Annotated in this window: 21 protein-coding genes; 10 read left to right on the top strand and 11 right to left on the bottom strand. The window is 43.3% G+C overall.

The window, feature by feature from the left end; all coding sequences use genetic code 11:
* Window positions 1-165 precede the first annotated feature (165 nt).
* The 5 genes from AC08OG_RS07815 to AC08OG_RS07795 all read right to left on the bottom strand — a co-directional run bounded on the left by AC08OG_RS07815 (window position 166) and on the right by AC08OG_RS07795 (window position 4,591).
* A complete protein-coding gene (locus AC08OG_RS07815; RefSeq protein ID WP_292356949.1) occupies window positions 166-561 on the bottom strand; it encodes an EF-hand domain-containing protein in 396 nt (131 codons plus the stop codon).
* A gap of 111 nt (window positions 562-672) precedes the next feature.
* Window positions 673-1,026, bottom strand: coding sequence for a PRC-barrel domain-containing protein (locus AC08OG_RS07810; protein WP_482930511.1), 354 nt, complete (start codon window positions 1,024-1,026; stop codon window positions 673-675).
* A gap of 74 nt (window positions 1,027-1,100) precedes the next feature.
* A complete protein-coding gene (locus AC08OG_RS07805; protein WP_292356952.1) occupies window positions 1,101-1,379 on the bottom strand; it encodes a hypothetical protein in 279 nt (92 codons plus the stop codon).
* Between the two features lie 228 nt (window positions 1,380-1,607).
* A complete protein-coding gene (locus tag AC08OG_RS07800; protein WP_439503306.1) occupies window positions 1,608-2,213 on the bottom strand; it encodes a DUF4142 domain-containing protein in 606 nt (201 codons plus the stop codon).
* 590 nt (window positions 2,214-2,803) lie between these two features.
* Window positions 2,804-4,591, bottom strand: coding sequence for an ABCB family ABC transporter ATP-binding protein/permease (locus tag AC08OG_RS07795; RefSeq protein ID WP_482930510.1), 1,788 nt, complete (start codon window positions 4,589-4,591; stop codon window positions 2,804-2,806).
* A gap of 517 nt (window positions 4,592-5,108) precedes the next feature.
* Here AC08OG_RS07795 and AC08OG_RS07790 point away from each other — a divergent pair.
* Window positions 5,109-6,518: a TonB-dependent receptor gene (locus tag AC08OG_RS07790; protein WP_482930509.1), complete on the top strand. Its 1,410-nt coding sequence runs from the start codon at window positions 5,109-5,111 to the stop codon at window positions 6,516-6,518.
* A gap of 83 nt (window positions 6,519-6,601) precedes the next feature.
* Here the strand turns inward: AC08OG_RS07790 and AC08OG_RS07785 are convergent, their stop codons facing one another.
* A complete protein-coding gene (locus AC08OG_RS07785) occupies window positions 6,602-7,168 on the bottom strand; it encodes a CGNR zinc finger domain-containing protein (RefSeq protein ID WP_439503304.1) in 567 nt (188 codons plus the stop codon).
* A 104-nt stretch (window positions 7,169-7,272) separates the two neighbouring features.
* Between AC08OG_RS07785 and AC08OG_RS07780 the strand changes: the two genes are divergently transcribed.
* The gene (locus AC08OG_RS07780) at window positions 7,273-8,379 is read left to right on the top strand and encodes an alpha/beta fold hydrolase (RefSeq protein WP_439503303.1); all 1,107 of its coding nucleotides are present in this window, start codon (window positions 7,273-7,275) and stop codon (window positions 8,377-8,379) included.
* Between the two features lie 166 nt (window positions 8,380-8,545).
* Here the strand turns inward: AC08OG_RS07780 and AC08OG_RS07775 are convergent, their stop codons facing one another.
* Complete coding sequence (locus AC08OG_RS07775) at window positions 8,546-9,115, bottom strand: TetR/AcrR family transcriptional regulator (RefSeq protein ID WP_292401615.1); 570 nt, start codon at window positions 9,113-9,115, stop codon at window positions 8,546-8,548.
* Window positions 9,116-9,362: 247 nt separating this feature from the next.
* On the opposite strand from AC08OG_RS07775, the gene AC08OG_RS07770 reads away from it, so the two are divergent.
* The 6 genes from AC08OG_RS07770 (at window position 9,363) to AC08OG_RS07745 (ending at window position 19,658) form a co-directional block, all read left to right on the top strand.
* Window positions 9,363-10,610 carry an efflux RND transporter periplasmic adaptor subunit gene (locus AC08OG_RS07770; RefSeq protein ID WP_482930508.1) on the top strand — a complete coding sequence of 416 codons (1,248 nt, stop codon included), beginning with the start codon at window positions 9,363-9,365 and terminating at the stop codon, window positions 10,608-10,610.
* A 15-nt stretch (window positions 10,611-10,625) separates the two neighbouring features.
* Window positions 10,626-13,805 carry an efflux RND transporter permease subunit gene (locus AC08OG_RS07765; RefSeq protein ID WP_482930507.1) on the top strand — a complete coding sequence of 1,060 codons (3,180 nt, stop codon included), beginning with the start codon at window positions 10,626-10,628 and terminating at the stop codon, window positions 13,803-13,805.
* Window positions 13,798-15,180: an efflux transporter outer membrane subunit gene (locus AC08OG_RS07760; protein WP_482930506.1), complete on the top strand. Its 1,383-nt coding sequence runs from the start codon at window positions 13,798-13,800 to the stop codon at window positions 15,178-15,180. The genes AC08OG_RS07765 and AC08OG_RS07760 overlap by 8 nt, the downstream gene beginning before the upstream one ends.
* A gap of 300 nt (window positions 15,181-15,480) precedes the next feature.
* Window positions 15,481-16,110, top strand: coding sequence for a lipocalin-like domain-containing protein (locus AC08OG_RS07755; protein WP_292356965.1), 630 nt, complete (start codon window positions 15,481-15,483; stop codon window positions 16,108-16,110).
* 161 nt (window positions 16,111-16,271) lie between these two features.
* The gene (locus AC08OG_RS07750; protein ID WP_482930505.1) at window positions 16,272-17,240 is read left to right on the top strand and encodes a sensor domain-containing diguanylate cyclase; all 969 of its coding nucleotides are present in this window, start codon (window positions 16,272-16,274) and stop codon (window positions 17,238-17,240) included.
* 324 nt (window positions 17,241-17,564) lie between these two features.
* The gene (locus AC08OG_RS07745) at window positions 17,565-19,658 is read left to right on the top strand and encodes an EAL domain-containing protein (protein WP_482930504.1); all 2,094 of its coding nucleotides are present in this window, start codon (window positions 17,565-17,567) and stop codon (window positions 19,656-19,658) included.
* 57 nt (window positions 19,659-19,715) lie between these two features.
* On the opposite strand, the gene AC08OG_RS07740 is transcribed toward AC08OG_RS07745, so the two are convergent.
* Window positions 19,716-20,708, bottom strand: a complete 993-nt coding sequence (locus AC08OG_RS07740) for a catalase family peroxidase (RefSeq protein ID WP_292356971.1) — start codon at window positions 20,706-20,708, stop codon at window positions 19,716-19,718.
* Between the two features lie 293 nt (window positions 20,709-21,001).
* Here AC08OG_RS07740 and AC08OG_RS07735 point away from each other — a divergent pair, with 293 nt between their 5' ends.
* Window positions 21,002-21,745: a dienelactone hydrolase family protein gene (locus tag AC08OG_RS07735; protein ID WP_439503298.1), complete on the top strand. Its 744-nt coding sequence runs from the start codon at window positions 21,002-21,004 to the stop codon at window positions 21,743-21,745.
* Between the two features lie 131 nt (window positions 21,746-21,876).
* Window positions 21,877-22,212, top strand: coding sequence for a hypothetical protein (locus AC08OG_RS07730; protein ID WP_292401525.1), 336 nt, complete (start codon window positions 21,877-21,879; stop codon window positions 22,210-22,212).
* A gap of 84 nt (window positions 22,213-22,296) precedes the next feature.
* Here the strand turns inward: AC08OG_RS07730 and AC08OG_RS07725 are convergent, their stop codons facing one another.
* The 3 genes from AC08OG_RS07725 to AC08OG_RS07715 are packed head-to-tail and all read right to left on the bottom strand — an operon-like array spanning window position 22,297 to window position 25,108.
* Window positions 22,297-23,247, bottom strand: coding sequence for a coiled-coil domain-containing protein (locus AC08OG_RS07725; protein ID WP_292401523.1), 951 nt, complete (start codon window positions 23,245-23,247; stop codon window positions 22,297-22,299).
* The gene (locus AC08OG_RS07720; RefSeq protein WP_482930503.1) at window positions 23,244-24,353 is read right to left on the bottom strand and encodes a VWA domain-containing protein; all 1,110 of its coding nucleotides are present in this window, start codon (window positions 24,351-24,353) and stop codon (window positions 23,244-23,246) included. Before AC08OG_RS07720 ends, AC08OG_RS07725 begins: the two co-directional genes overlap by 4 nt.
* Window positions 24,320-25,108, bottom strand: coding sequence for a MotA/TolQ/ExbB proton channel family protein (locus AC08OG_RS07715; RefSeq protein ID WP_292356981.1), 789 nt, complete (start codon window positions 25,106-25,108; stop codon window positions 24,320-24,322). The genes AC08OG_RS07720 and AC08OG_RS07715 overlap by 34 nt, the downstream gene beginning before the upstream one ends.

Below are 25,108 nucleotides of genomic sequence, written 5' to 3'. Positions count from 1 at the left end.
CAGCGATTACATCGCTGCTTTTGATATATCAATGACGCTTTACCATTTTTGTGAATAAAGTGATAAATCAGCTTTACACAAAAAAATTTTCTTTCTTGTAATAGTGATAACAAATAGCCCGGAAGGTTCCGGGCTATTAAAGAACTCATTGTTTCTAATGCTTAATTAAATATCCATCCAGCCAGCGTTTTTAGCCTCGTTCCATTCTTTTTCCTCAATATCACCGCTGTTATTTCCGTCGTAATGGCGATAAAGGCCTTCATGAAATTCATTTTCAGATAGTTGTCCATCTCCATCTTGATCCCATGATTCATAAATTAAATTGTATTCATCATGCTGACTCCATTCATCTTCGCTCAATTGGTTGTCATCATTCACATCCCAGTCGTCGAAAACACCACGTTCGCTTACACGATCAATAAATTCATTTTGATCTAAACTTCCGGTAACTTCGTTATCCGGCGTACAAGCTAAAAGGCTGACACTGCCCAATGCGAATATAAATGCCATTGTCAGTTTGTTTTTTCGGAAAAAAACTGTATTTGAATTAAGAAATTTCATACGATTTATCCTTTAAATTTGTTTTGAAGTAGGAAAAGTAAACATATTTATAAAAGTGACAAGTCAAAGACTTGAGTTTCGTCTTGACTGTCGGACTTTTCCTGGCGTTTATTACACTCGATATTCATAGCCATAATGAGCGTATACCTCATCCTGAAAGGCTTCATCAGCCATATTCGGCCAGTTGTCCTTATCAAAACCGGGAGCGTTTTCTAATGTGTCTTTATCCACATTCAAGATGAGACATTCTTCTTGTGTATCAACCGCTATGGCTTGCGGTGGAATGGCAAAAAGCTTATCACCCATCCCTAAAATTCCACCGAATGATAAGACGTAATATTGGACCTGGCCACGTTCGGTATTAATCATGATGTCCTTAACATTCCCCAGATCTTCACCCTGAGCATTTTTAACCTTGTCACCTTCAAGTGACGATGCAGATAAAACTATATTGTTGAATTTCATATCCATTCTCCGTTTTATTAGTTTTATGGGTTAATTACACCGATTTTTAAAATCACGTTGTGTTTTTGTGTTGCTTATAAACCTTGTGACGCTGTTGCTTTATTTAACGCATCAATGAGCCATGCTTCGGCATATTCCAACGCTAACGCGTAATCAAACATTGCGCCCTCCTCCATAAGTCTCCTAAACTCAACTTGGAGCTCTTCCTTATCCGGGCTTTCTTTTTTCATGGTCTGTAAATAAGCATAAGCAGCCGCCAGCTCTTCCGGTGAGCTTGACTCTGTGCCGCCACTATCGATGATCTGAACCACCTCTTCGATAGATTTTGCTTGTTTAAGCGCTTCGGGAATCATAATTTCTCCTTTCGGTATCTAACCTGACAATTGCACAGATTAAATTACGTATAAATGAAATAAAGTACATTTATTAACTTGATGTTTTTATTTATATTATTTTCTCTCTAAGCAAGGGAAAGAAAAACCCAAAGTACCTCCAATCCTCCTTACTCTCATCAATGTAATTATTGAGTGAGAAAGCAGAAACTGAAGACACTTTATATTGAGTTAAAACTGAGTTTGGAATTAATCTCCAAGTTGCTCTTCGAGTTCGTTTGCCATCTGTAAATGTTCTCGTAAAATGGGCAGTTTTTCGCGTGCAAATGCACGGATTGCATCATTGTCTGAATGGCTTGCACGTTCAAACAGCTCAATAGTCTCTTCGTGAGCATTGATTTGATTTTCGATGTAAGCGTCGTCGAATGATTCATCATTTCTAATGCTTAGCATCATGGCTTTAGCCATATCCATCAGTGTCGGATCGTCAGCGACTTCCAGATCTTGTTGTCTTGCGATGTCTCTCAGTTCGTTATTTGCTTTTGTATGATCTTCTATCATCCGATTAGCAAACTCATGAATTTGGGCTGTTCCTTCATCCAGAGCCATACGTGCTGTTTCAATCTCAGCAATTCCTTTCGCAGAAGCTGTTTCAACGAAATCTTCAACATCAACTGGATCTCTCGTCATATCATCCTCCCAATCAGGATTTGGTTCATTCGCAGCGTTTTCCGCTGCTATAGCACTGATAGTATTTTCATCGGGTATATCAACTTCACTTTCGTCAGCTTGAAGCTGTGCCGTTGAAAGCCCCAAAGTCGCTAAAATTGCAACGTTAAAGAGTTTGTTTTTCATATAAATTCTCCATTTCATTTGAAACGCACCCCCATCTTTAAGTGAAAAGAGAGGGCTTTCCTAAAGTTGTAGGTATTTAGCAGGGGAATATTTATGAAACTGCATACAAATTAGGCATTCCCCCGATTTAAATAAGATAAGGGGTATTACTATGCTTAACGCAATATGAATGCCAACACTAATATTGACAGCCCAATTGAGTTATTAAGCAGCTTATGGGAAATATAATATGAGTATAAATAGGCAGTTAAGGAGATGAATAAACTTGCTCACTTAACTTGAAATCGTTTTGACTGACGTTGTTTTTTCTATTTATTAATAAAAAGTGAAAAGAAAATTCAGAGAGATATGAATTTTTTACAACCGATATAACGTAATTGCTTCATGAATCGTCACAATCACCGTAGCCTTGCTGACGGACTGGTTTTACAGAGCTACAGACATTTTTGTTATTTGGGCTTAGATGAGCATTAACAAGGCTGGTTTCTCTATCTTGATCATGCCGGATGAAAGGGCAATTTAAAGTTCGCGCCCAAATGCGCTGTGCAAATCCTTGTTCCTAATAGGCTAAAACCACTATTCGAAATGGGTCATGTCTTTTGTTGTTGCAACTGCCAAAGCTTAGCGTAGACCTCATCCAGCTTTAACAAGGATTCATGGGTTCCTTGCTCAACAATTTGCCCATGTTGCATGACGACAATGACATCGGCATCCACTACAGTAGAGAGACGATGTGCAATCACCAGGCTGGTCTGCCCCTTTGAAATATCGCGAATGGCCTCCTGAATAATACGTTCAGAATGACTGTCCAGCGAAGAGGTTGCTTCATCAAACATCAATATAGGCGGACGTTTTAAAATTGTGCGGGCAATGGCTACCCGTTGTTTTTCACCGCCACTAAGCTTTAATCCCCGCTCACCGACCAGAGTATTTAAACCGTCTGGCAATTCAGTAATAAAGTCTTCTAAATGGGCCAGTTTTATGGCTTGTTCTACTTCGGCATCAGTGGCATCAATACGGCCATATCGGACATTCTCACCCAGTGTTGTATTAAACAAAACGGTATCCTGGGGCACGATACCAATTGCCTGGCGTAACGAGGCCTGTGTGACATCGCGAATATCCTGACCATCAATACGAATACTGCCGCTTTGAATATCGTAGAAACGAAACAACAACTTGATTAAAGTGGACTTGCCCGCCCCACTGCTGCCGACCACCGCGACTTTTTGTTTTGGCAGCACCTTAAAACTGAACTCGTTCAAGATCGGCAATCGGTCACTGTAACCAAAATTCACCGCATCAAACTCAATGGCACCATCCGAAATGACTAACGGCTTGGCCTCCGGTTTATCGTTAATCTGTGGGGATTTATCTAATAACGCAAACATCCGCTCAATATTGGTCATTGAGCTTTTCAACTCACGATAAACGAAGCCTAAAAAGCCCAACGGGATAAACAGCTGCATGGTGAACGCGTTGATTAAGACAAAATCACCCAGCGTGATTTGTCCCGCAATGACCTGAGAGGCTGCCAGCACCGTCATGGCTGTCATCGCGGAGGCAATAATCAACGCCTGTCCACCATTTAATAAAAATAAGGACAACCGATTTTTACGCCGAGCCTGTTCCCATTTAGCTAATTCGTCATCATAGCGGTTGGCTTCAAAAGCCTCATTACCAAAAAATTTGACGGTTTCGTAATTCAATAAACTATCAATAGCACGAGTATTACTAGTGGAGTCAGCTTGATTCGCTTCACGAACAAATGTCAGCCGCCAATTGGTGACTAACACTGAAAATGCCACATAACTGACCACTGCCAGCAATGTTATCCATGCAAAGCCGACATGATAGTTAAGTAACAAAATACCAATCACCAACACCATTTCCAACGCTGTCGGCACGATATTAAAGACCATGACCCGCAGTAAAAACCCCACCCCGGTAACACCGCGCTCAATGTCGCGTGACAAACCTCCCGTACGTCGATTTAAATGAAAGTCGAGTTCTAAAGCATGAAGATGTTGAAAGACCTTAAGTCCGATACGGCGCATTGCTCGCTCGGTAACCCGACCAAACAACGTATCGCGAAGCTCGTTAAATAAGGTTGTGGAAAGGCGTGCAACGCCGTAAGCCAGTAATAATCCAAGTGGCAGCGCAAGCATCTTATCCGATAATTGGTTGCTATCAAGACCATCCACGATGTGTTTTAAAATGAATGGCACCACAATAGTCGCTAGCTTGGCCGCCACAAGACTCAACATCGCGATGACAATACGACCACGATATTCGATAAGATACGGCCATAACGATTTTAGGGTTTTCCAGCTTAGTCTTGCCGGTTCTGCATCTGGCGGAGGAGACAAAGATCGCAATAGACATCCTTTTAATGGCGTAAGTGTTTGGAAAACACCTGAGATAAATTGAGAACGATAATGTTATCGTCTTTTACCGTGCGTATGACCTGTCTCTCACCGGATCTATCCCAATCACTCCCTGCAAAGCACAATTAGGCATGCTGCAAAGATATTGCTAGAAAAATTTAATCCGTGATGATTTAGATGATCTAAGACATATTGATTGCATTCATAGCAATCGAGCGAAAAAGATGCATGTCGATAGAACAGTTGAGTAGCCTTTAGCATTATTCATCACTTAATCACATAAAGGCATGTTTACTAATAGTAAACGCATTTTGAAAAGAAGCTTGTTTTAAATGCGTGCAAAAAGAATGGTTTGTTAAGCTTAGTGGCTCATCCAATACGACTAAAATGCCCCACATTTCAAGTTCATGCTCAAAGACGTTACAATCAATGCGCGAACAAACATGCTGCTTTACAAACTGAATTCGCACTACTAAATCAACTCGATAACATCATCTCTAGGGATAGTATGGAACATAAAATCTTATCGACTGGCGCAAAGGCGCTTGAAGTAAATCTTGATGCTATCCGTTATGGTTCTTTTGCAGAAATCGGGGCTGGCCAAGAAGTTGTTCGCTGGTTCTTTAGAGTCGGTGGTGCTGCAGGCACGATTGCTAAAAGTATCTCGGCATACGATATGAAAGTAAGCGACGATATTTATGGCAAAGCGTCACGTTATGTATCTCGTGAACGTCTGGAAGACATGCTGGATCATGAATATCACTTAATCGTGGAATGTTTAAGCGAGCAACGTGGTGATAACACGGCTTTTTTTGCCTTTGCTGATACCGTATCAGCACGTAACTATCACGGAACCAATGAATGCCACGGTTGGTTGGGTATTCGTTTTCAGACGGAACCACATGCTGCACATAGCGAAATCATTATTCATGTCCGTATGTTGGACCATGAAAATGCATTGCAGCAAGAGGCACTGGGCATTCTGGGGGTGAACCTGGTACATGGTGCATTTCATTTAAGCCATAACCCTGACTTATTGGTGAAATCACTGCTGGATAATCTAACCACGGATCGTATTGAAGTCGATATGATTGATTTTCATGGTGATGCTTTCTTGCATGTTGATAACCGTGTTATCAGTTTGAGACTGGTACAACTTGGCTTGAGTGATGCCGCGATGTTTTCGGCTGATGGCCGAGTGCTTCAACCCTCAGAGCATTTACGTAAGAAGAATGTGTTAGTAGAAAGAGGTCGGTTCCGTCCGGTGACCCATGTCAATATTGATATGTTAAATGCTGCCAGAAAACAGTTTGAAGCCGAGGATGACTCGTCTCCGGAAGAAACTGTTTCCATTATGGAAATCACTATGCATAACCTGCTTGATGGCAATGACAGCATCGATCTGGAAGATTTTATTAGTCGAGCAGATGTGTTGGAGGCCACCGGACACACGGTCATGATTTCGGACTATCCAGAGTACTATCGCTTGGCAACCTATTTATCGCGTTACACCAATCGCCGCATCGGGCTGACGATGGGAGCGCATAGTTTGATTGAGTTGTTTCATGATCACTATTACACCACGTTACATGGTGGGATTCTGGAAGGTTTTGGCCGGTTATTTAAGAATAACGTCAAACTCTATATTTATCCTTTCAAAGACGCTGAAACAAACACGTTATTCAAAGTCGATAATCTCCAGGTCGATGAACAACAGACGTATCTGTATGAGTATCTGAAAAAGGGTAATCACATCGAACAAATCGAACAGTTCAATGAAGATTACCTGCACATTTTTTCGCCGGATGTCTTGAAAATGATCACCAGCAACGAGCCCGGCTGGGAAAAATTAGTTCCTGATGTGGTCGCTGAAAAAATTAAAGCCCAGCAACTGTTTGGTTATAAACCTTCAGATTAGAGGGTGATTGCAAAACTAGGCTTGGTTAAGTTGAGTCGAAACACCACACTGGCGTATTTCACTCAACCTGTGTTGGTCTTTCGTTAAGATTTTACCTTTCGATAATGTTTCGAGACCTTCGCTCGATTACCACAGGTATCCATACTGCACCATCTCCGTTTATGGCTGCGTGAGTTATCCACAAACATCAAAACACAATCTGGATTTAAACAGCGCTTAAGATAAGTCCGTTGATCACTGGCCAGCATGTTCGCTAACTCGTAAGCCAGTAGGCCAATAATATCTGCAGTGGAGTGACAGACATTTTGATTAATTAGCTGGTACCCCTCAGACAACTGCTCAAGCTGATAATGCATTTTATAGTTTTGCAGATAGTTATTTAGTGTAGCTATAGCATCATTCTCAATACTTTCCTTCTCAATAATCTGAGTGAGAATCTGCCTTGCTTTGTCTCTGAAAGCAAGTAATTTCCCAACATCAATACCCCCCGCAAGATCCACATCAATATTGGCTTGTTCCAGCCATGCCATCACATCACTTTCAGTCGGTAATAAATCGACCAACTCACCTTTCACATTAACTTCTGTATTAATGAAATCAACGCCAAGGTTGTTACCCACAAATTCGTATTTTTGTTTTATCTCATTCATGTAACCACTATACATGCATTTGACAGGTTAGTTAAGCACTGGTAATTTATAACCTGTATAAATAACTTATACAGGTTAGTTTTATCTTAAAAGTGGAGCACACAATGAATAAACAAAATTTTAGTAATTTCTATCTAAGTAGCCCTAGAGGAAACGCCTTGGGTAAACTGGGAATTTCTGTTCGGAATGGCATATCTACTATTGGACCTGGTTTGCCATGGCTTAGAAAGTTAATGATGGGGCTGCCGGTTTTATTTATGCTCAGCCCTCAATGGTCGTCTGCACAAGTTGAAGCGGGTAGCAAAACCCAAGCCATCGCTAAATCTCAGATAACTGATGACTCATCTGTGAGATATGGCTATGAAACAGTAGAAGGTCTGGAAATCTTTTATCGGGAAGCAGGCGATAGAAACAAGCCGGTTATTGTTTTACTGCATGGTTTCCCAGCTTCGTCACATATGTATAGAGATGTCTTGGCTGGGTTGGCAGAAGATTATTATCTGATTGCACCCGACTATCCCGCTTTTGGTAATAGCAGCTTTCCAGATCCTGAAAACTTTGAATACACATTTGATAATCTCGCTCGTGTGATGGATCTGTTTTTGAAACAAAAAGGGATTGATCGGTTTTCAATGATGATTCAGGACTATGGCGCGCCGATTGGATTCAGGTTGGCTGTTAAACATCCTGAACGTATTCAAGCCATCATTACGCAAAATGGTAATGCCTACAAAGAGGGTTTGTCGGTAAAAGGTTGGGGACCGATATTCGATTACTGGAAACACAAAACCCCAGAATTGGAAACCACTATTGCGGAAAACGTGTTCACCTTTGACGGGATGAAATGGCAGTTCACTCACGGGACACAACAACCCGAAACGATACTGCCTGATACCTGGGTGCTGGCTTATGCCAACCTTACCAAACCAGGACAAACACGGGCTCAATTGGATCTGTTTTATGACTATCAAAATAATGTGCTGAAATATCCCGAATGGCAAAATTATCTGCGTAAACATCAACCACCGGTACTCGTCGTATGGGGCAAAAATGATGCATTTTTCCCTGTCGAGGGCGCTGAAGGATATAAAAAAGATGTAGAAGATCTGGATTATAACGTGCTGGATACCGGACACTTTGCGCTTGAGGAGGAAGGTCCATTTATCATTGATAAAATTAAGGCGTTTTTAACCTCACGAAATATTCAATAATCTCTGAAGGATGTTTAATTGTAATGACTTGGGCAGGTTTCGCCTGCCCAATTTTTTAATAGTTGAATAAATTATCACTATTTCGTCGAGATGATGTTACTAAGACATTTTCTCGAAAGCATATTGGGGCAAACTGGTTTCAATCTTGAGAAAGACTAGTTGATGTTCAGTTCGACTTTAACAAACCAGAAGCCAACGTCAAAAATGCATCTACCGCTTTGCTTGATGCAGCATGGGGATCCTCTGCATTGGCGATCCATAAGGAGGCGCCAAACAAGGCACCGTTAATCAGACGGGCCATCGCCAGAGAGTCAACCTCTCGCAAGACACCTTCCTCCATCAGCTTTTCAATACTGAGCTGCGTACTACGAATACAACAGTTTTTACGAGGCCACTGCGAAGGATCACCTAATACAGCGGGGCCATCTAAAAGCATGATGCGCTGTATCTCATGTTCACATGCCATATTGAGATAGGCGATGGAACCATTAATAAAGGCATCCCACGTGGTTGGGGCTTGCGACTTTATCGCTGACAGCCGCGTTGTCATTTCATCTTCAATCTGTTGAATAACAGCTTTCAGTAAGCCTTTTTTACCGCCGAAATGATGATAAAGCGCACCGCGTGTCAAGCCGGCTTCTGCCGTAAGATCATCCATGCAACTCTCCGCGAATCCATGTTGAGCAAAAGATTCTCTCGCAGATTTAATGAGCTTAGCCTGGGTCTCGGCAATCATATCTTCACGTTTTTGCGGCATCATTTTCTCCAAATTTTACATACGTAATGCATGTTAGTTGACATACAATACGTATGCGAAATACTATACATTACATACGTCGCGTATGAGCAAGAATTTCCATACTTACGTTAAGGGCAATTATACCTACCTTACACTTGCCTTCTGACATACGTATCGTATGTAAAGTTGCAGTATCAGAAATTTGCTGGAAACCCCATTTCTAAATAAAACCAAGGAGAACCACATGATAAGTACAAGAAACACGTTAAGACTGTTTTTGTTGGGTAGCATCGCTGTAATGGTGCTGTCCGCATGTGGCAATCCGCAAGCGGCTAATCAGGCTGAAGCGCCGGCTGCACCCGAAGTCAGCGTGGCCCAGGTGGTGAGTGAGCGAATTACCGAATGGGATGAATTTACAGGTCGATTGCAAGCACCGGAAACGGTCAATCTTGTGCCTCGCGTATCAGGTTATATCGAACAGATACATTTCACTGAAGGCGCTTTGGTCAATAAGGGCGATTTATTAGTACAAATTGATCCACAACCGTTTGCAGCTGAAGTCGCCAGACTTAAAGCCGACTTACAAAGTGCTGAAAGCGCTTTAGCATTGGCTGAAACCGAATATAACCGGGCAGTGAAACTCAGTAGTGCACGCGCTATATCGGATGAACTTCTGGACACCCGTCTTGCACGTAAACAGCAAACTGCTGCAAGCGTTGCATCGGTTAAAGCTGCCCTGCATCGTGCCCAACTGGATTTAAGTTACACCCGCATTACCGCTCCTATTAGTGGCAGAGTGTCTTATGCCCAAATAACAGCGGGTAATTTTGTTAACGCAGGTCAAAGCCAGTTAACCAGTCTGGTGTCGACCGACAAAATGTACGCTTATTTTGATGTCGATGAGCAAAGCTACTTGAAATACCAGCGTCTGACAGAAGCCGGCAAACGGGCTGATACCCGCGATGCCACAGCAAATCCTGTTTATATGGCGTTGGCCGATGACAGCAGTTACCAACATATTGGCAATATTGATTTTGTCGACAATAGCGTAAACCAGCAAACCGGCTCTATACGGATTCGTGCCAGTTTCCCCAACACTGACGATCGACTTTTACCAGGCTTATTTGCCCGTATCAAACTGGTCGGCAGTGACTCATATAAAGGCATCCTGATTGATGAAAAAGCCATCGGTACGGATTTAAACAACAAGTTTGTGTTGGTCGTGAATGCTGATAATCAATTGGAGTACCGCGCAGTCAAGCTTGGTGAAAAGGTAAATGGTCTGCGAATTGTGCGTGAAGGTTTATCCGCAAACGACAAAATTGTGGTGAATGGCTTACAACGCGTAATGCCCAATATTCAGATCGAACCCAAATTAGTGGATATGGCAACCAAAGAGCAATTAGCGGGTTTGCGTAAGGCTCAACAGTTGTTGGATAAAACCAGCACCTCACTGGCTGCAGAATCTGACAGCTCAGCAGATCAAGGATAAGGATAAGGAAACCTCATGTTCTCGCAATTTTTTATCAAACGGCCAATTTTTGCAGCCGTTATTTCACTGTTCTTTTTAATTACCGGTGCTATTGCAGTATGGCAACTACCCATCACCGAATACCCTGAAGTAGTGCCTCCCACTGTTGTGGTAACAGCCAATTACCCAGGGGCTAACCCTAAAGTAATTGCTGAAACCGTCGCCTCGCCATTGGAGCAGGAAATTAACGGTGTGGAAGAGATGCTCTATATGTCTTCTCAGTCCACCTCGGATGGTCGCATGACACTCACCGTGACATTTGCCATCGGCACCGATGTTGATTTAGCCCAGACTCAGGTTCAGGCCCGGGTAGATCGTGCCATGCCACGCTTGCCACAAGAAGTACAACGCTTAGGTGTTGTCACCGAAAAATCATCACCCGATTTAACCATGGTGGTGCATTTAAGTTCGCCAGATGATCGATACGACATGCTCTATCTGTCTAACTATGCGTTGCTGAATGTTAAAGACGAGTTGGCGCGAATTAACGGTGTGGGCACTGTAGAACTGTTCGGCGCCGGTGATTACAGTATGCGGATCTGGCTGGATCCTAATAAGGTCGCGGCTCTTGGTTTATCTCCATCACAAATTACTGCCGCAATCCGTGAGCAAAATCAGCAGACAGCTGCCGGAAGCTTAGGTGCTCAGCCAAGTGCTGATGCAGAATTTCAGCTGCTGATAAACGTTAAAGGTCGTTTATCTACCGAAGAAGAGTTTGGCAATATCATTATCAAAGTCGGCGACAACGGTGAGATAAGTTACTTAAAAGATGTCGCTCGTATTGAACTGGGTGCCTCAACCTATGCCCTGCGATCGTTATTAAATAATAAAGACGCCGTGGCTATTCCTATTTTTCAAGCCTCAGGTTCTAACGCGATTCAAATCTCTGACGATGTACGCGCCAAAATGGCAGAGTTATCGAAAAGCTTTCCAGATGGGTTGGCCTACGACATCGTTTATGACCCAACAGTGTTTGTTCGCGGTTCTATTGAGGCGGTAATAAAAACGCTGCTTGAAGCATTAGTACTGGTGGTACTGGTGGTTGTGCTGTTTTTGCAAACCTGGCGTGCATCCATTATTCCTTTGGTGGCAGTACCTGTGTCATTAATAGGTACGTTTGCCTTTATGCATCTTTTAGGTTTTTCACTCAATGCTCTATCGTTGTTTGGTCTGGTATTGGCCATCGGTATCGTCGTTGATGATGCCATCGTAGTGGTTGAAAACGTTGAACGGAATATACGCGAAGGCCTAACACCGATTGCCGCTACGCAAAAAGCAATGAAAGAAGTGACAGGCCCTATCGTGGCTACGACATTAGTATTAGCAGCAGTGTTTATCCCGACAGCCTTTATGTCAGGCTTAACCGGGCAATTTTATAAGCAGTTTGCTTTAACCATTACTATTTCTACTTTTATCTCAGCGATTAATTCGTTAACGCTAAGCCCTGCCCTGTCGGCGCTATTATTAAAAGCACCTGGTGAGAAAAGAGATCTGTTAACACGCGCCATGGACAAACTCTTAGGAGGCTGGTTATTTGGTCCGTTTAATCGCTTCTTTGCCCGTTTATCCAAAGGTTATGGCTGGTTAGTCAAAAAGGTCATTCGCTTTGGCGCGCTGGTTGGCATTATGTATGTTGCACTGCTGGGTTTAACGGGCGTGCAGTTTGCCACTACCCCTTCCGGTTATGTGCCAAGTCAGGACAAACAATATCTGGTGGCGTTTGCTCAATTGCCAGATGCTGCGTCGTTAGAACGTACCGAGGAAGTGATTAAGGAAATGTCGAATATTGCGCTTGAACAACCCGGCGTAATCAGCTCTGTTGCTTTCCCCGGACTGAACATTAACGGTTTTACCAACAGTCCGAACTCCGGCATCGTGTTTACCACCTTAAGCGATTTCAAGGAGCGTAACGATCCGTCAATGTCAGCTGATGCTATCGCAGCAGCGTTAAACCAGAAGTTTGCCGGAATTGAAGATGCCTTTATTGCCATCTTCCCTCCTCCCCCGGTACAGGGGCTTGGCACCATTGGTGGATTCAGGCTGCAAATACAGGACCGTGCTAGTCACGGTTACGAAGAGCTCTACAACGTGACTATGCAGGTCATGCAAAAAGCCTGGGCCACGCCTGAACTGACTGGCATCTTCTCCAGTTATCAGGTCAATGTGCCGCAACTGGACCTGGATATCGATCGCACTAAAGCCAAACAGCAAAATGTGTCACTGGATGAGATATTTCAAACACTGCAGGCTTATATGGGCTCGGTGTATGTCAATGACTTTAACCAGTTTGGCCGTACCTATCAGGTCAATATGCAGGCTGATGAGCAGTTCCGTCAGAGTGCATCACAAATCAGCCAGTTAAAGGTACGTAATGGCGATGGTGAGATGGTTCCACTGGGTTCCTTTATCAATGTTACTGATACAGCGGGTCCTGATAGGGTCATGCATTACAACGGTTTTACCACGGCTGAAATTAATGGTGGGCCAGCCCCTGGTTACAGTACCGGTGAGGCTCAGGCAGCGATTGAGAAAATACTGGCCGAAACGTTACCCAATGGTATGACCTATGAGTGGACAGAGCTGACTTACCAGCAAATTCTGGCTGGTAATGCCGGGGTATTTATCTATCCATTGGTGATTATGCTGGTCTTTATGGTGCTGGCAGCTCAGTACGAAAGCTTAAGCTTACCGCTGGCCATTATTCTGATCATTCCGATGACATTATTGTCAGCACTGAGCGGCGTTTTAATCTACGGCGGGGATAACAATATCCTCACTCAGATAGGGTTGATAGTGCTGGTGGGGCTCGCCACCAAAAATGCCATTTTGATTGTCGAGTTCGCTAAAGAACTACAAGACCATGGAATGAGCGCAATGGGAGCCATTCTGGAAGCGGGACGCTTGCGGTTAAGGCCGATTTTGATGACCTCTATCGCCTTTATTATGGGCGTGGTGCCCATGGTATTTTCAACCGGTGCCGGTGCTGAAATGCGTCAGGCCATGGGTGTGGCCGTGTTCTCCGGCATGATTGGTGTCACCTTCTTTGGCTTAATCCTAACACCATTGTTTTATTACATGCTGGCCAAGCGTGGCGAAACAAAAGCGCTGCCTTCGTCAACGGCAATAACCGATAAGGTGGAGAATACCCATGTATAACAAACACAAACTTACAACAATTGCCATATTGGTGATGACATTAAGCGCCTGCGCTGTAGGACCAGATTATCGGTCACCTGACAAAGTGGCTGATATCACTATTAGCAGCCCTTATCAGCAAGCCGAGTTGGCACAAAGCTGGTGGCAAGCCTTTGATGATGAGTCGCTGAATCGGCTAATAGATCGTGCCCTGGACGAAAACCGGACGTTAGCGCAAGCGAAAGCCAATGTCGATCGGGCTTATGCCGTGTTTCAAGATGCGGATAATGACATTCTGCCAAAAGGCACCTTGGACGCGGGCTATCAGGCCAGTGAAAACGCTATATTGCAGCAGGAAAATGAGAGTGTGATTATTCGAGGCTATAGTACCGGAGCCAATTTAAGTTGGGATTTGGACTTGTTCGGTAAATTACGCCGTGCCAGTGAAGCGGCAGAAGCGCAGGCTCAGCAGGCGGACATTCTCTGGCACGATGCTCAGGTCCAGTTAATTAGTCAGGTGGCAACCAGTTATGGTGAATACCGTGGCGCTCAGCTGCGCTTAAAAGTAGCAGAGCAAAATGTGCAAAATCTGCAACAGAGCCGCGGCATTGTCATGGCCAGACTGGAGGCCGGTATGGCCTCAGAACTGGAGCTCGCGCAAATAGATGTGCAACTACATCAAGTAAATGCCTCTATACCGGCATATCGCGTCGCTCTGTTGACTGCAGATGCAACTTTGTCTGCTTTGTTAGGACAGCGGCCCGGTCAACTAGAACTTGATGATGTACCTCGTTTACCTCAGTTAAAACACCCTGTATCCGTGGTGGAAGGTGAAAACTATCTGCGTTATCGAGCGGATGTTGCGAGTAGCGAGCGATTATTGGCTGCCCGTACAGCTGAGATTGGCGTGGCTACCGCCGATTTATATCCGAATGTATCGATAAGCGGTTTTTTGGGCTTTTTATCTGGCCCCGGTTTAACACTGGGTAGCGATACCAAAAGCTGGTCGGTTGCACCCAGTTTAAGTTGGCAGGCTGCGGATTTAGGATCCGTCAGGTCACGTATTCGTCAGGCTGAAGCCAGTTCGCAAATGGCACTCGTACAATTTGAGCAGGAGGTATTTGATGCCATCAATGAAATGCAACTGGCACTTAACAGCTACAACCTTAGCCGTGAGCAACAGTTAAGCACTGAGCTGCAGTGGCAGGCCAGTACCAAAGCGGTAGACATTTCCCGCGAGCGTTATAACGCCGGTAGTGGCGAATTTCTCGACCTGCTCGACTCTGAGCGAGAATTGCTACGCAGCCGCGATCAGTTGGCTCAACTGCAACAACAAAGCTTTCTTCGCTTAGTCGATATTTACCGGAGTTTTGGTGGTGGGATACAGCTGATTTAGTGCGGGTTGTTCCATTAAGTAGCCGCTTCAACGTCCAGCTGTTTAATAATGGAGATCTCTAAAGGTTGGGTTTCGCAGGCTTTATCCAACCAACCAATTTTGGTAGGTTGGGCTGAGGCACGAAGCCCAACAATTAATCTGTTTCACGTGTTGGGCATCATAAATTCAGCCCAATCTACGTTTAATTTTTCACAAGTAGTGTGACCAAAGCCAATAACGACGTATTTATTTTGTGTCTTACTGCTTTAACGGTATCCTCTGCGTCATTGAATCTATTTATAAGCAAGGATAACTTCATCAATGAACAAACTAATATGGCTGTTCGCCTTAATTCTATCTATTTCGTTATCTGGCTGTGGCTATGATGAATTTCAGGGCAGATTTGTGGGCCCGGAAGGTAATATCAGTTATCAGTTTAATACCGATGGAACGCTTGAGATTCATCAGGGAGAAGATGTCACTACTGCCGAGTATGAATATGACAGTGGCGAACAAATGATTAAACTGAAAGCCGAAGAAGATTTACCCACTGATACCCTGACCGTTAAAGATGAAGATCATTTGCAAAGCGGTGATATGACGCTGACTCGTGGTGTCGATTATGCGATGCTTGCCGACACTACCTGGATTGGACAGCAGGGCCAATATACCTTTGCTTTAACGTTCACCATGACTGACAAGGGCATGGAAACGATTTCTGAGCTAGTGACTTATCACGATGAGGATATGACTTATCTTTCCCAGACAGATGACAGCATTACCCGCCTTCGAGGCAATATGCTGTTACTTGATCTTACGCCTTATACAGTTTCAGAAGTTACACGTGATAGTTTCAAAATCACCATTGGTGAAAACAGTATGGTTCTGGAAAAACACCCAAAAGACACTGAAATCACGATTCGGGATGGTTACCAACCAGAAGATGAATAACCTTGATTACTGATGTGCATCCAAACTTTCTGGATAACGTTTTAATTTAATCTAATTGTTTCTCAACTTGAGTTACGTTTGTGTGACCTTGTTGCTTGCTTTGAATGTCCATGGTCAATAAGGTTGCCATCTGCTAAGGCATGTTTGGAGATAACAAAATAATGATTTCACCGATGATTCCCGAAGATGAAAAACAAAGACTTGAAAAGCTTAGAGCGCTTAAAATTCTTGATTCGGCACCTGAAGAAAGATTTGATCGACTGACCCGCATGGCCAAGCGTATGTTTGGAGTAGATATCTCAGTGTTGAGCTTGATTGATGATGGGCGCCAATGGTTTAAATCCAAAGCTTCAGAAAATGAGCTTCCTGACGAGACACCGAGAGAAATTTCGTTTTGTGGTCATGCCATATTAGGTGATGACGTATTTGTTATAGAAGATGCTCTGGAGGATCATCGATTTAAAGATAATCCATTGGTTACAGCTAATCCCAACATTCGCTTTTATGCTGGCTATCCACTAAAGATAAATAATGGTAGCGCCCTTGGCACCCTTTGCATCATTGATGATGAACCAAGAGAATTTGATCCGGAAGATTTGCAGTTATTACGCGATCTCGGCGTAATGGCCGAACAGGAAATTGCTGCTTTGCAATTGGCGACACTGGATGATCTGACGTTAATCTCAAATCGCAGAGGCTTTACGGCGCTGGCTAAACACAGTTTGAATGTTTGCCGTCGCAAAGGACTTTCAGCTTCTATCCTGTTGTTTGATTTAAATAAATTTAAACCCATTAATGACCAGTTCGGCCACGCTGAGGGCGACAGAGCGTTAATCGTATTTGCGAATTTCTTGCGGAAAGTTTTCCGTGATTCTGATGTATTCGGCCGTCTTGGTGGTGATGAGTTTGCCGTGTTAATGATGGATGTTGATGCTGAAAATACGCAACGGGTTATTCAACGCTTTGATAACGAAGTAACGAATTATAATCAGGAAGCAGCTCGGGGTTATGATATTGAATACAGTGTGGGTTTTGTAAATAGTCTGGTTGAAAAAGATATTGATGTTAATGTTTTTTTAGCTGCTGCTGATAAAAAAATGTATGCCGAAAAAGGTAATAATGTTCGTTAATAATTAGCTAAAATTTGAGCGACTAAATACAGTAAAAAATATCCATCACTATTGCATTTAAAAATATAGATAATGTCAGGTTTAAAACGGAATAATTCTGCTTACACCTATAGATAATATTTGGCATAAGTTGTGCGTTACACGACTCATTCAATCCCCCCTTTAATGATTTTTTTCTGGTAGGCGTCACATAAAATTGATTGCCGATCTGATTATATGTAAATATGCTGGAATAATTAGAACATCAGGTTGATGTTAATGGTTCTCACTTTTTCAAATATACATTCAACAAAACCTGATAAATCTAAATAAAAGGAGCCGGGATTGAAAGCACGTTTGCTCTTATGGATGATAGCGACGAGAAACAGCTTTGTCGCACTTTTGCCGCTCACTTTTCTTCGCGTTATTGCCGAACTTATACTGAACTTTCCCTGGCTTTATTATCAGCAGTCAATGGATCATTGGCTTGGTGCAGATTGGCGTGAACCATTAAGACAAATCATCGATAATTCATTTACTTTGTTTGGTTTGTTACTGGCAGCTATCGTCTCTTCCCAACTTGTTTTTCGTATGCCAGGTTTAACCAAACACCGTGAAATTGCCCCTCCATTAATGGTGGCAATCAGTGCGGTAATTAACTTTCTGATCATCACCGTTTCACTACCCAATATTTCTCCAGTTGAGTTCAGTGCAGAAGTTATTCTTATAGGGATTGTTGTTGGGCTGCTTTCAGCCGAACTAATGCTCTGGGCCGCCAGAAAACCCTATCTTGATCTGTTGAACCTGCCTGTTGATACCGATACTACCTTTTATCAAGCGATGCGCTTAAGCCCGTCGATTATTCTTAGCGGAATGATCTTTTTTATAACGGCTCTGATACTGGCTTCAACACCTGATTTTCCCGACTTTACACAACTTATTATTGATTGGGCACATAACAATGAATATGGAACCTGGATTTTAGGTTCCTTTGTCACTTTAATGAACCAATTGTTCTGGTTTGTGGGTCTTCATGGCAGTATCTTCATATACGGTGCAGCGGATGGAGCGCTATTTTTAGCGAACTTGGATGCAGGATTCAATGCTTCATCTCTGGCGTTTAGAGTCCTGTTCAATAACTTTGTGCATTTGGGCGGATCTGGAGCAACGCTCGGCCTATTAATAGCAATTTTTATTGTTACGCGGCGTGGTGCACAGAATAAAATTGCGAAGATTTCTATAGTCCCTTCTCTGTTCAATATTAATGACATATTGATCTACGGATTACCGATTGTATTTAATCCGTTTTACCTGATTCCATTTGTGCTGATACCGGTTCTATTGATGTTGATATCACTGGCCGCTTTGCAGTTTGGATTGATCACTATTTACGATTCCGCAATTGTGGGTTGGACAACGCCCCCTTTATTATCAGGCTGGCTACTGACGGAATCCTGGCGTGGTGTTGCTCTGCAAGTTCTGTTAATCGCTATCAGCACCTTGAGCTACCTGCCCTTTGTGAAAAAAGCTGAAAAACACCGTCAGCAACAGTCTTTAGATGCTTTTACACAGGCATCAGACACGATAATCAAGGTGGGCAATACAAGACAAAAAATTATTACCCGCCAGGATAAGGTTGGCATGATTGCCCGGGATCTTGCTGTTGATATGCAAAATGCGATTAAACAGAATTCGCTGACACTGGTCTATCAACCCAAGCATGATCGTCAGGGGCAAATCGTTGGTGTTGAAGCCCTGCTTCGCTGGACGCATCCAAGATATGGTTTTATCTCTCCTATTGTGATCATCGCTGTCGCCGAAGATAGTGAATTGATTCATCATCTGGGCCGATGGGTAATCAAGCAGGCTTGTGCCTGCAAAGCTCGCTGGAATGCCGCAGGATATAAAGCATTAACTGTCGCGGTAAATATTTCTCCACTTCAGTTAACAGATAAGGATTTACCTTTTTATATTACGAAATATATTAAGGATTACGGTATATCGGCAGAAGAACTTGAATTGGAAATTACCGAATCTTCTGAAATTCCCGATACCAGCCTGACAGATTTGATTTTACAACAGCTGGTCGAAACCGGTGTGCATCTGGCAATGGATGATTTCGGCATGGGCTATTCATCATTGTTATATATGCGCCGCTTTCAAGTGAATGCAATAAAAATTGATGGTTCCATTACACGGGACGTTCTGGTCAATGACACTAATGCAGATATTGTCAGGACAATATGTTCACTGGGAAAAGCACAAAGAGTGCATGTGGTGGCAGAATACGTGGAAACCAAAGAACAACGCGAAGTGTTGTCTGAAATGGGCTGCGATATTTTTCAAGGCTATTATCACAGCCCACCAATAGCAGAATCGAATTGTTTAAACTATTTCCTATTGCACAATGGTTTAGTCCAGGGAAAACTTTTGATTTAACAATAAAATAAGGCTTGAGCGAACACCCCTTACTCTAGCCTTATTTATACCAACTAATTATGGATTTAGTCTTCTACCAAAACTAATTGCATAACTCACAGGGCGAGCTAAAAGAATAGGATCGTCTGTTGGGCTTATGCCTTCCGGGATAGCCAACGGGTTAAACATATTAGCTTTTGCATAACTTTCACCGTCCGTCATGATTTCAGTAAGCGTCAATGTTCCGAGCTGCACTATTTTTCTCTCTGTTGGCCACACAACTGTAGGATCAGTGATTACATCTCCCTCTTCAGCTATTTGCAGGGCAATTGTAAACTTAGCCGCGCCAGTATCATTTAATCTCTCTGGCAATTCATCCTGTAGATAATTGTTAGCAGCGTTTTTTCGTTCTTCATCTGAAAGGTACTCTGTGCCATTCACCGGAGTAATGAGGTAACGGCCATAAACGGTTTTACCTTGTTCATTTTCAAATTCAAATGCATTAATGCCATGGAATTTTTCAGTGGCATAACTCACTGGAGCGGGCTTAGGTAATTGCACAAAGGTTAGCGTTTCGGGATGTTGTTCCAGAAAAGCTTCTATTGGTGTCGGTTTAGCTTGTGAGTTTGCCGAATCTTTGATGGCTGTTAATAATCCAAGAAAATCTTCAGGTGTCTTGACTGGGAATCGTTCTACCGAAATCACCACCATATCGGTATATTCCTCTTCCGGTAACATAAACCTTATCGCCATGCCTTTAGGAAAACCATCCGGGCTTGAATCCGCGATATCGGGCACACCGCTGGCGTTTGAAAACCGAACCACCACATCTGTTTTAGGGGTATTAAAGTGAGGTGCATAGGTGATATCAGAGGCTTCTTTCGATGCTTCAAAATAACCAGAAGCCATGATCCCTTTCGCATGATTAGAACGTATGCCTGGATGAGGGCCACCGGCAAGCTCCGAAAGTGTATCAACCAGTCTTTCGGTGACTGGCAGTTCATCGGCACTCAGCGTATAAGACGACATAATGCCCAGTAGCAAACCAATATTAAGAATTATTTTTTTCATATGACTTTCCTTGTAGATAAATTAAGCAACAACTTTTATGACGTGTGGTACGGCGATATTCCAACAGTTAATTATTAAGGTTTTACGATGCTGACCACTTTTTTTAATCTCTATTTCAATTGCTTGACCGTCATTCAATCAAACACAGACGAATATTAATCTACTTTAAAGTCGCTGAGCATCAGTATTTGGCAATATTATTGAGCGTAAGATTAGATTAATCAGGCCGCTGAAAATGATTAGTCGTTGTACAATAGTCCATTATTTTTCTATCCAACTTCAAGGGAGCTTTCATGAAGATTCAAAGCCATTTTGCCGATCTTGATACACCTACTGGTGTGATGCGTACCTATATTCATCGTCCTGTTGGTGAAGGCAGCTACCCTGTAATTTTGTTTTATTCCGAAATTTTTCAGCAAACCGGCCCGATTGAGCGTGCGGCCAGATTAATGGCCAGTCATGGTTATGCCGTATTAGTCCCCGAAGTATTCCATGAGCTAAATCCGATTGGTACGGTGCTGGGTTATGACGATGCCGGTCGCGATAAAGGCAATGCCGATAAAGAAAACAAAGATGTGCAGGGCTATGACACCGATAACGAAGCGTTAATCAAATTTGCCAAGCAACAATCCTGGTGCAATGGTCAATTTGGAGCGATGGGTTATTGCATTGGCGGTCATCTGGCTTTTCGTGCAGCACTGCAACCTGAAGTGAAAGGCACTGCTTGTTTTTATGCTACCGATTTACATATTCAGAAGATCCCGAATAAACCGGGTCAACACAGTATGGAACGTCTGGCAGATATCAAAGGCGAATTGCTGATGATCTGGGGCAAACAGGATAACCATGTTCCCTCAGAAGGCCGCACACTGATCTACAGCAAACTCAACGAAACAGACATTCCGTTTACCTGGCATGAATTCAATGCCGAACATGCGTTTATGCGTGATGAGGGTGATGGTGGCCGTTATGATGCCCAAACAGCACAGATTGGTTATCAACTGGCGTTGAATCTGTTTAGCAGAACGTTGCGTTAATTAAACTGTTTCGTTCCCACGCAGAAGCATGGGATCGAGATTCAACGGCTAAATATGGCTCCCATGCTCAGCGTGGGAGCCTATTTGAATCTGAGTCTCCGAAGATATCACTTAACTGAGCTGTCCATCGAATGAATAACACAGCTAAATCGGTCTATACCCTGTTCAATTGGAATATTCTGATCCTGCCGACCGATGAGGAAATATTTGTTGGTTTGTGCAATCGACCTGAAACGGTTCCACCCTTTGCGCCACCCGATGCAGCAGATGATTTATTGCCTTTTATCCTGCAAAACAGTAGTGCCATATCAGAATTCAACGATAAAACCGGCGTCGGATTTGATAGTGATGGCAGTCGTTATGTATTGATTGGCAAAGCTTCCGATCCCACCGGTATGATTCGTTTTAGTGTCGGGCAGATGATGAAGCCGGATGAAATTCGCTGGAAGTACGAGTTTATTGATTAGACCATTTGCGTTACCACGCAGGTGTGTGTGAACGAGATCTTACCGTTTCTGGCTCCCATGGTTACCCGTGGTAAGCCCTATCCTCTAGGGCGGTAATGCAATATAAGTACCGTCATTACGTTTGGTCAACTCTCGCATCAATATGCTGAATCTGTCAGTACTGTTAACGGATAAAAAGCCTACACCGTGAATTTTGGCTAGTCGTCGCCCATCGCTGAGTTGCTTGTTCTGTTTGGTTAACCGATCAATAACCGGATCATACGATGAGCCGGTGTAATCATCGCCAAATACATAGATTGAAGTAGTGATATTGGGTTTGGCATATTTTCTCAACGCCATTTCTATGCCTTCCACTGGACTACTGTTGGATACCACTGACCAATTCTCAAACATTTTGATGGCACTGTTTCGTGTAGAGGGCGTATCAGGCATCCAGCGACCATCGTAGCCGGAGATCATCGATGTGCCCATATCATTTAATATCTGGAAGCCTTTCACTTCAGGGTGAATATTCAACACATTCACCACTTCTCTGGATACCCGTGACCAGATCTGTTTCATACTGCCAGACGTGTCGATAATGAACACCACATAATCGCTGTCAACCGGAATACCGCCTACTTCTGCGGAACGCTTATCAGCAGATTTCCTTGGCGTTGGCAAAGCCGCCTGCCTTAGGCGTGATTCCACCAGACTCAGTCCCGAAATACTTTCTTCCAGTGCGGCATTTTTTTGTTGCAGTGCTTTGAGCTGATTTTCCAAAGAAGATTCGGCCTGAGCAATAGCCTGTTTTTCACCCGATAAGGCTTCTAACGTCGAAAGCTCCTGTTCAATTTGCTGACTTACTTCAGCCACCGAGTTTTCCAGACCAATCAACGAGGCCAGTAAACTGCTGATATCATCGGCACCAGCAGTGGAAACATCGACATCGGTTTTAGAGATCAATATCAACATGACGACGGCCCCAAACCCACAGGAAATCACGTCCAGAAAAGACAGACTGAATATATCGATGCCTTTTCTACGATGTTTCATGGCCAGTTACTCGCCGGACTGATCAGTAATCCGCCGGTGGTGGCAGCCCAAATCCAATATTGATTCACGGCATCGGGATCACCTTCTAGCGGCAGCATAATAACATCGACCTGTACGCCCCGCTTCCCGCTTTCGTTGATGGTTTGCTGAAACAATTTCACTCGGCATTCACCCGAAATCGTCTGCGCATTACCGGTAAGCGAACTGCAACTGGAGAAAGGATTCAGACTACGATATTGCGATTCACCTTTGGTCGGTAAACCGTCAGTAATCACGTAGAGGTTGGTTGGTGAAAACTGATTTACGGTATTCAAACCTTTTTGCAGGTTCGTTGCGCCTTCGGGGACAATGGTGTTTAACTCACTGATGATTGATGCAGTCGTTTGTGATGCACTGGCTTTTTGCCAACCTTTTTTATCACCTAATACCTTGGCATCTTCACTAAAAGCCACTACCACCACGTCACTGTTCTCCGGTGTTCGTGCCAGCAACCATTCAACAACATTTTTAGTGCGTTGCCATTTGGCGGCATTCTTTTTGTTTTGCTGGGAACTGCTTTTGGTGCGAATAATATCAATCAGTTTTTCATTGGTCATTGAAGCGCTGGTATCAACCAGAATCGCTATTTTGGGGCCTTCAACTTTCAGTCCTAACAGATAGTTTTCTTCATTGATACGAGGAGCTTCAACCAAATCCTGTTGTTTTTGTGGCACTTTAATGGAGGTAATACTGGATTTAAGTTCATCCAGTTCACTTTCAGATCGTTGGACTTGCTGACTCTGACTCGCCAGTGTTGACTGCTTTTCATCCAGTTGTTTTTTTAACGCCTGATAACGGGCATTTTCACTGCTTAACTGTTCTCTTATTTGACCCAATGTGGTCTCAGCATCATCCCTCACCTGTTCAAGCTGACTGATATCTTGTTTAAGATTATCGATTTCAACCGGGGTTTCATCAATTTTCTGTTTGACCAGCATAAACACAAGAATAACCGCTCCAAGGCCACAGGACATGATATCCAGGAATGCCAGACTGGAACCTTCGGTTTTTTTCGTCGGTAGGCCATTTGCTGTTAGCGAATGCGTCTCAACAGGTATTTGTCGCAATAGCTTTGGGTATCGACAATCTGGCTGTCCTGCATGCGTTGCAGTTGATGGAACAAAAACATCAGAAAGATGCTGATCAACAAGGCGACCAACGTCGAATTAAATGCCAGACCAAGACTATCAGTCATGCCGGAAATATCGCCAGCAAGTGCTTGATCAGCTTGTGAAAGTGCCTGACCGATACCACGCACTGTGCCAATAAAGCCGATAGAGGGAATGGCCCAGATCAGATAGCGGATCATGGAGTTTTCAGAGTCTTGTTTTACAGCCAATGCTTCAAGATTACTTTCAATGGCATCTGACAGGTTTTGCACATTGTTGGTCGAGCTGTAACGCCATAATGAGGCACGTAAAGTCTGAACCAGTGGCGAAGAGATTAAATCCTGGGGGATCTCACTATCCAACCGATGAATAATACGGTTTACATCCAGTTCTTTATGCTCAGATTTATCAATTGGTTGCTCATTATTGTTGGTTGGATCCTCAATTAAATCAACGCTATACAGGTATTTTGTTTTGAGAATCTCACGGTATGAACTGGCAATTAAAAAACAGCCCCAAAACATCAGAATAAAACAGATTTCCTGTTCGTAGTCTTTGATGATAACCACAATATTACGTGGTGATGATTGCTGTTGTTGTAAGGCAAGTTCAACCAGTTGTGCAGCCTCTGGCCGGATAAAACCGATATAAATCATGTGCACCACAATGATCGATACGATCAAGGCAGCAAAGCTTTTCATCAAATCATTCAT

Source organism: Methylophaga sp. F7 (genome assembly GCF_056863975.1).
The sequence above is the reverse complement of the archived record's forward strand: the minus strand, read 5'-3'. Positions and strand labels throughout refer to the sequence as shown.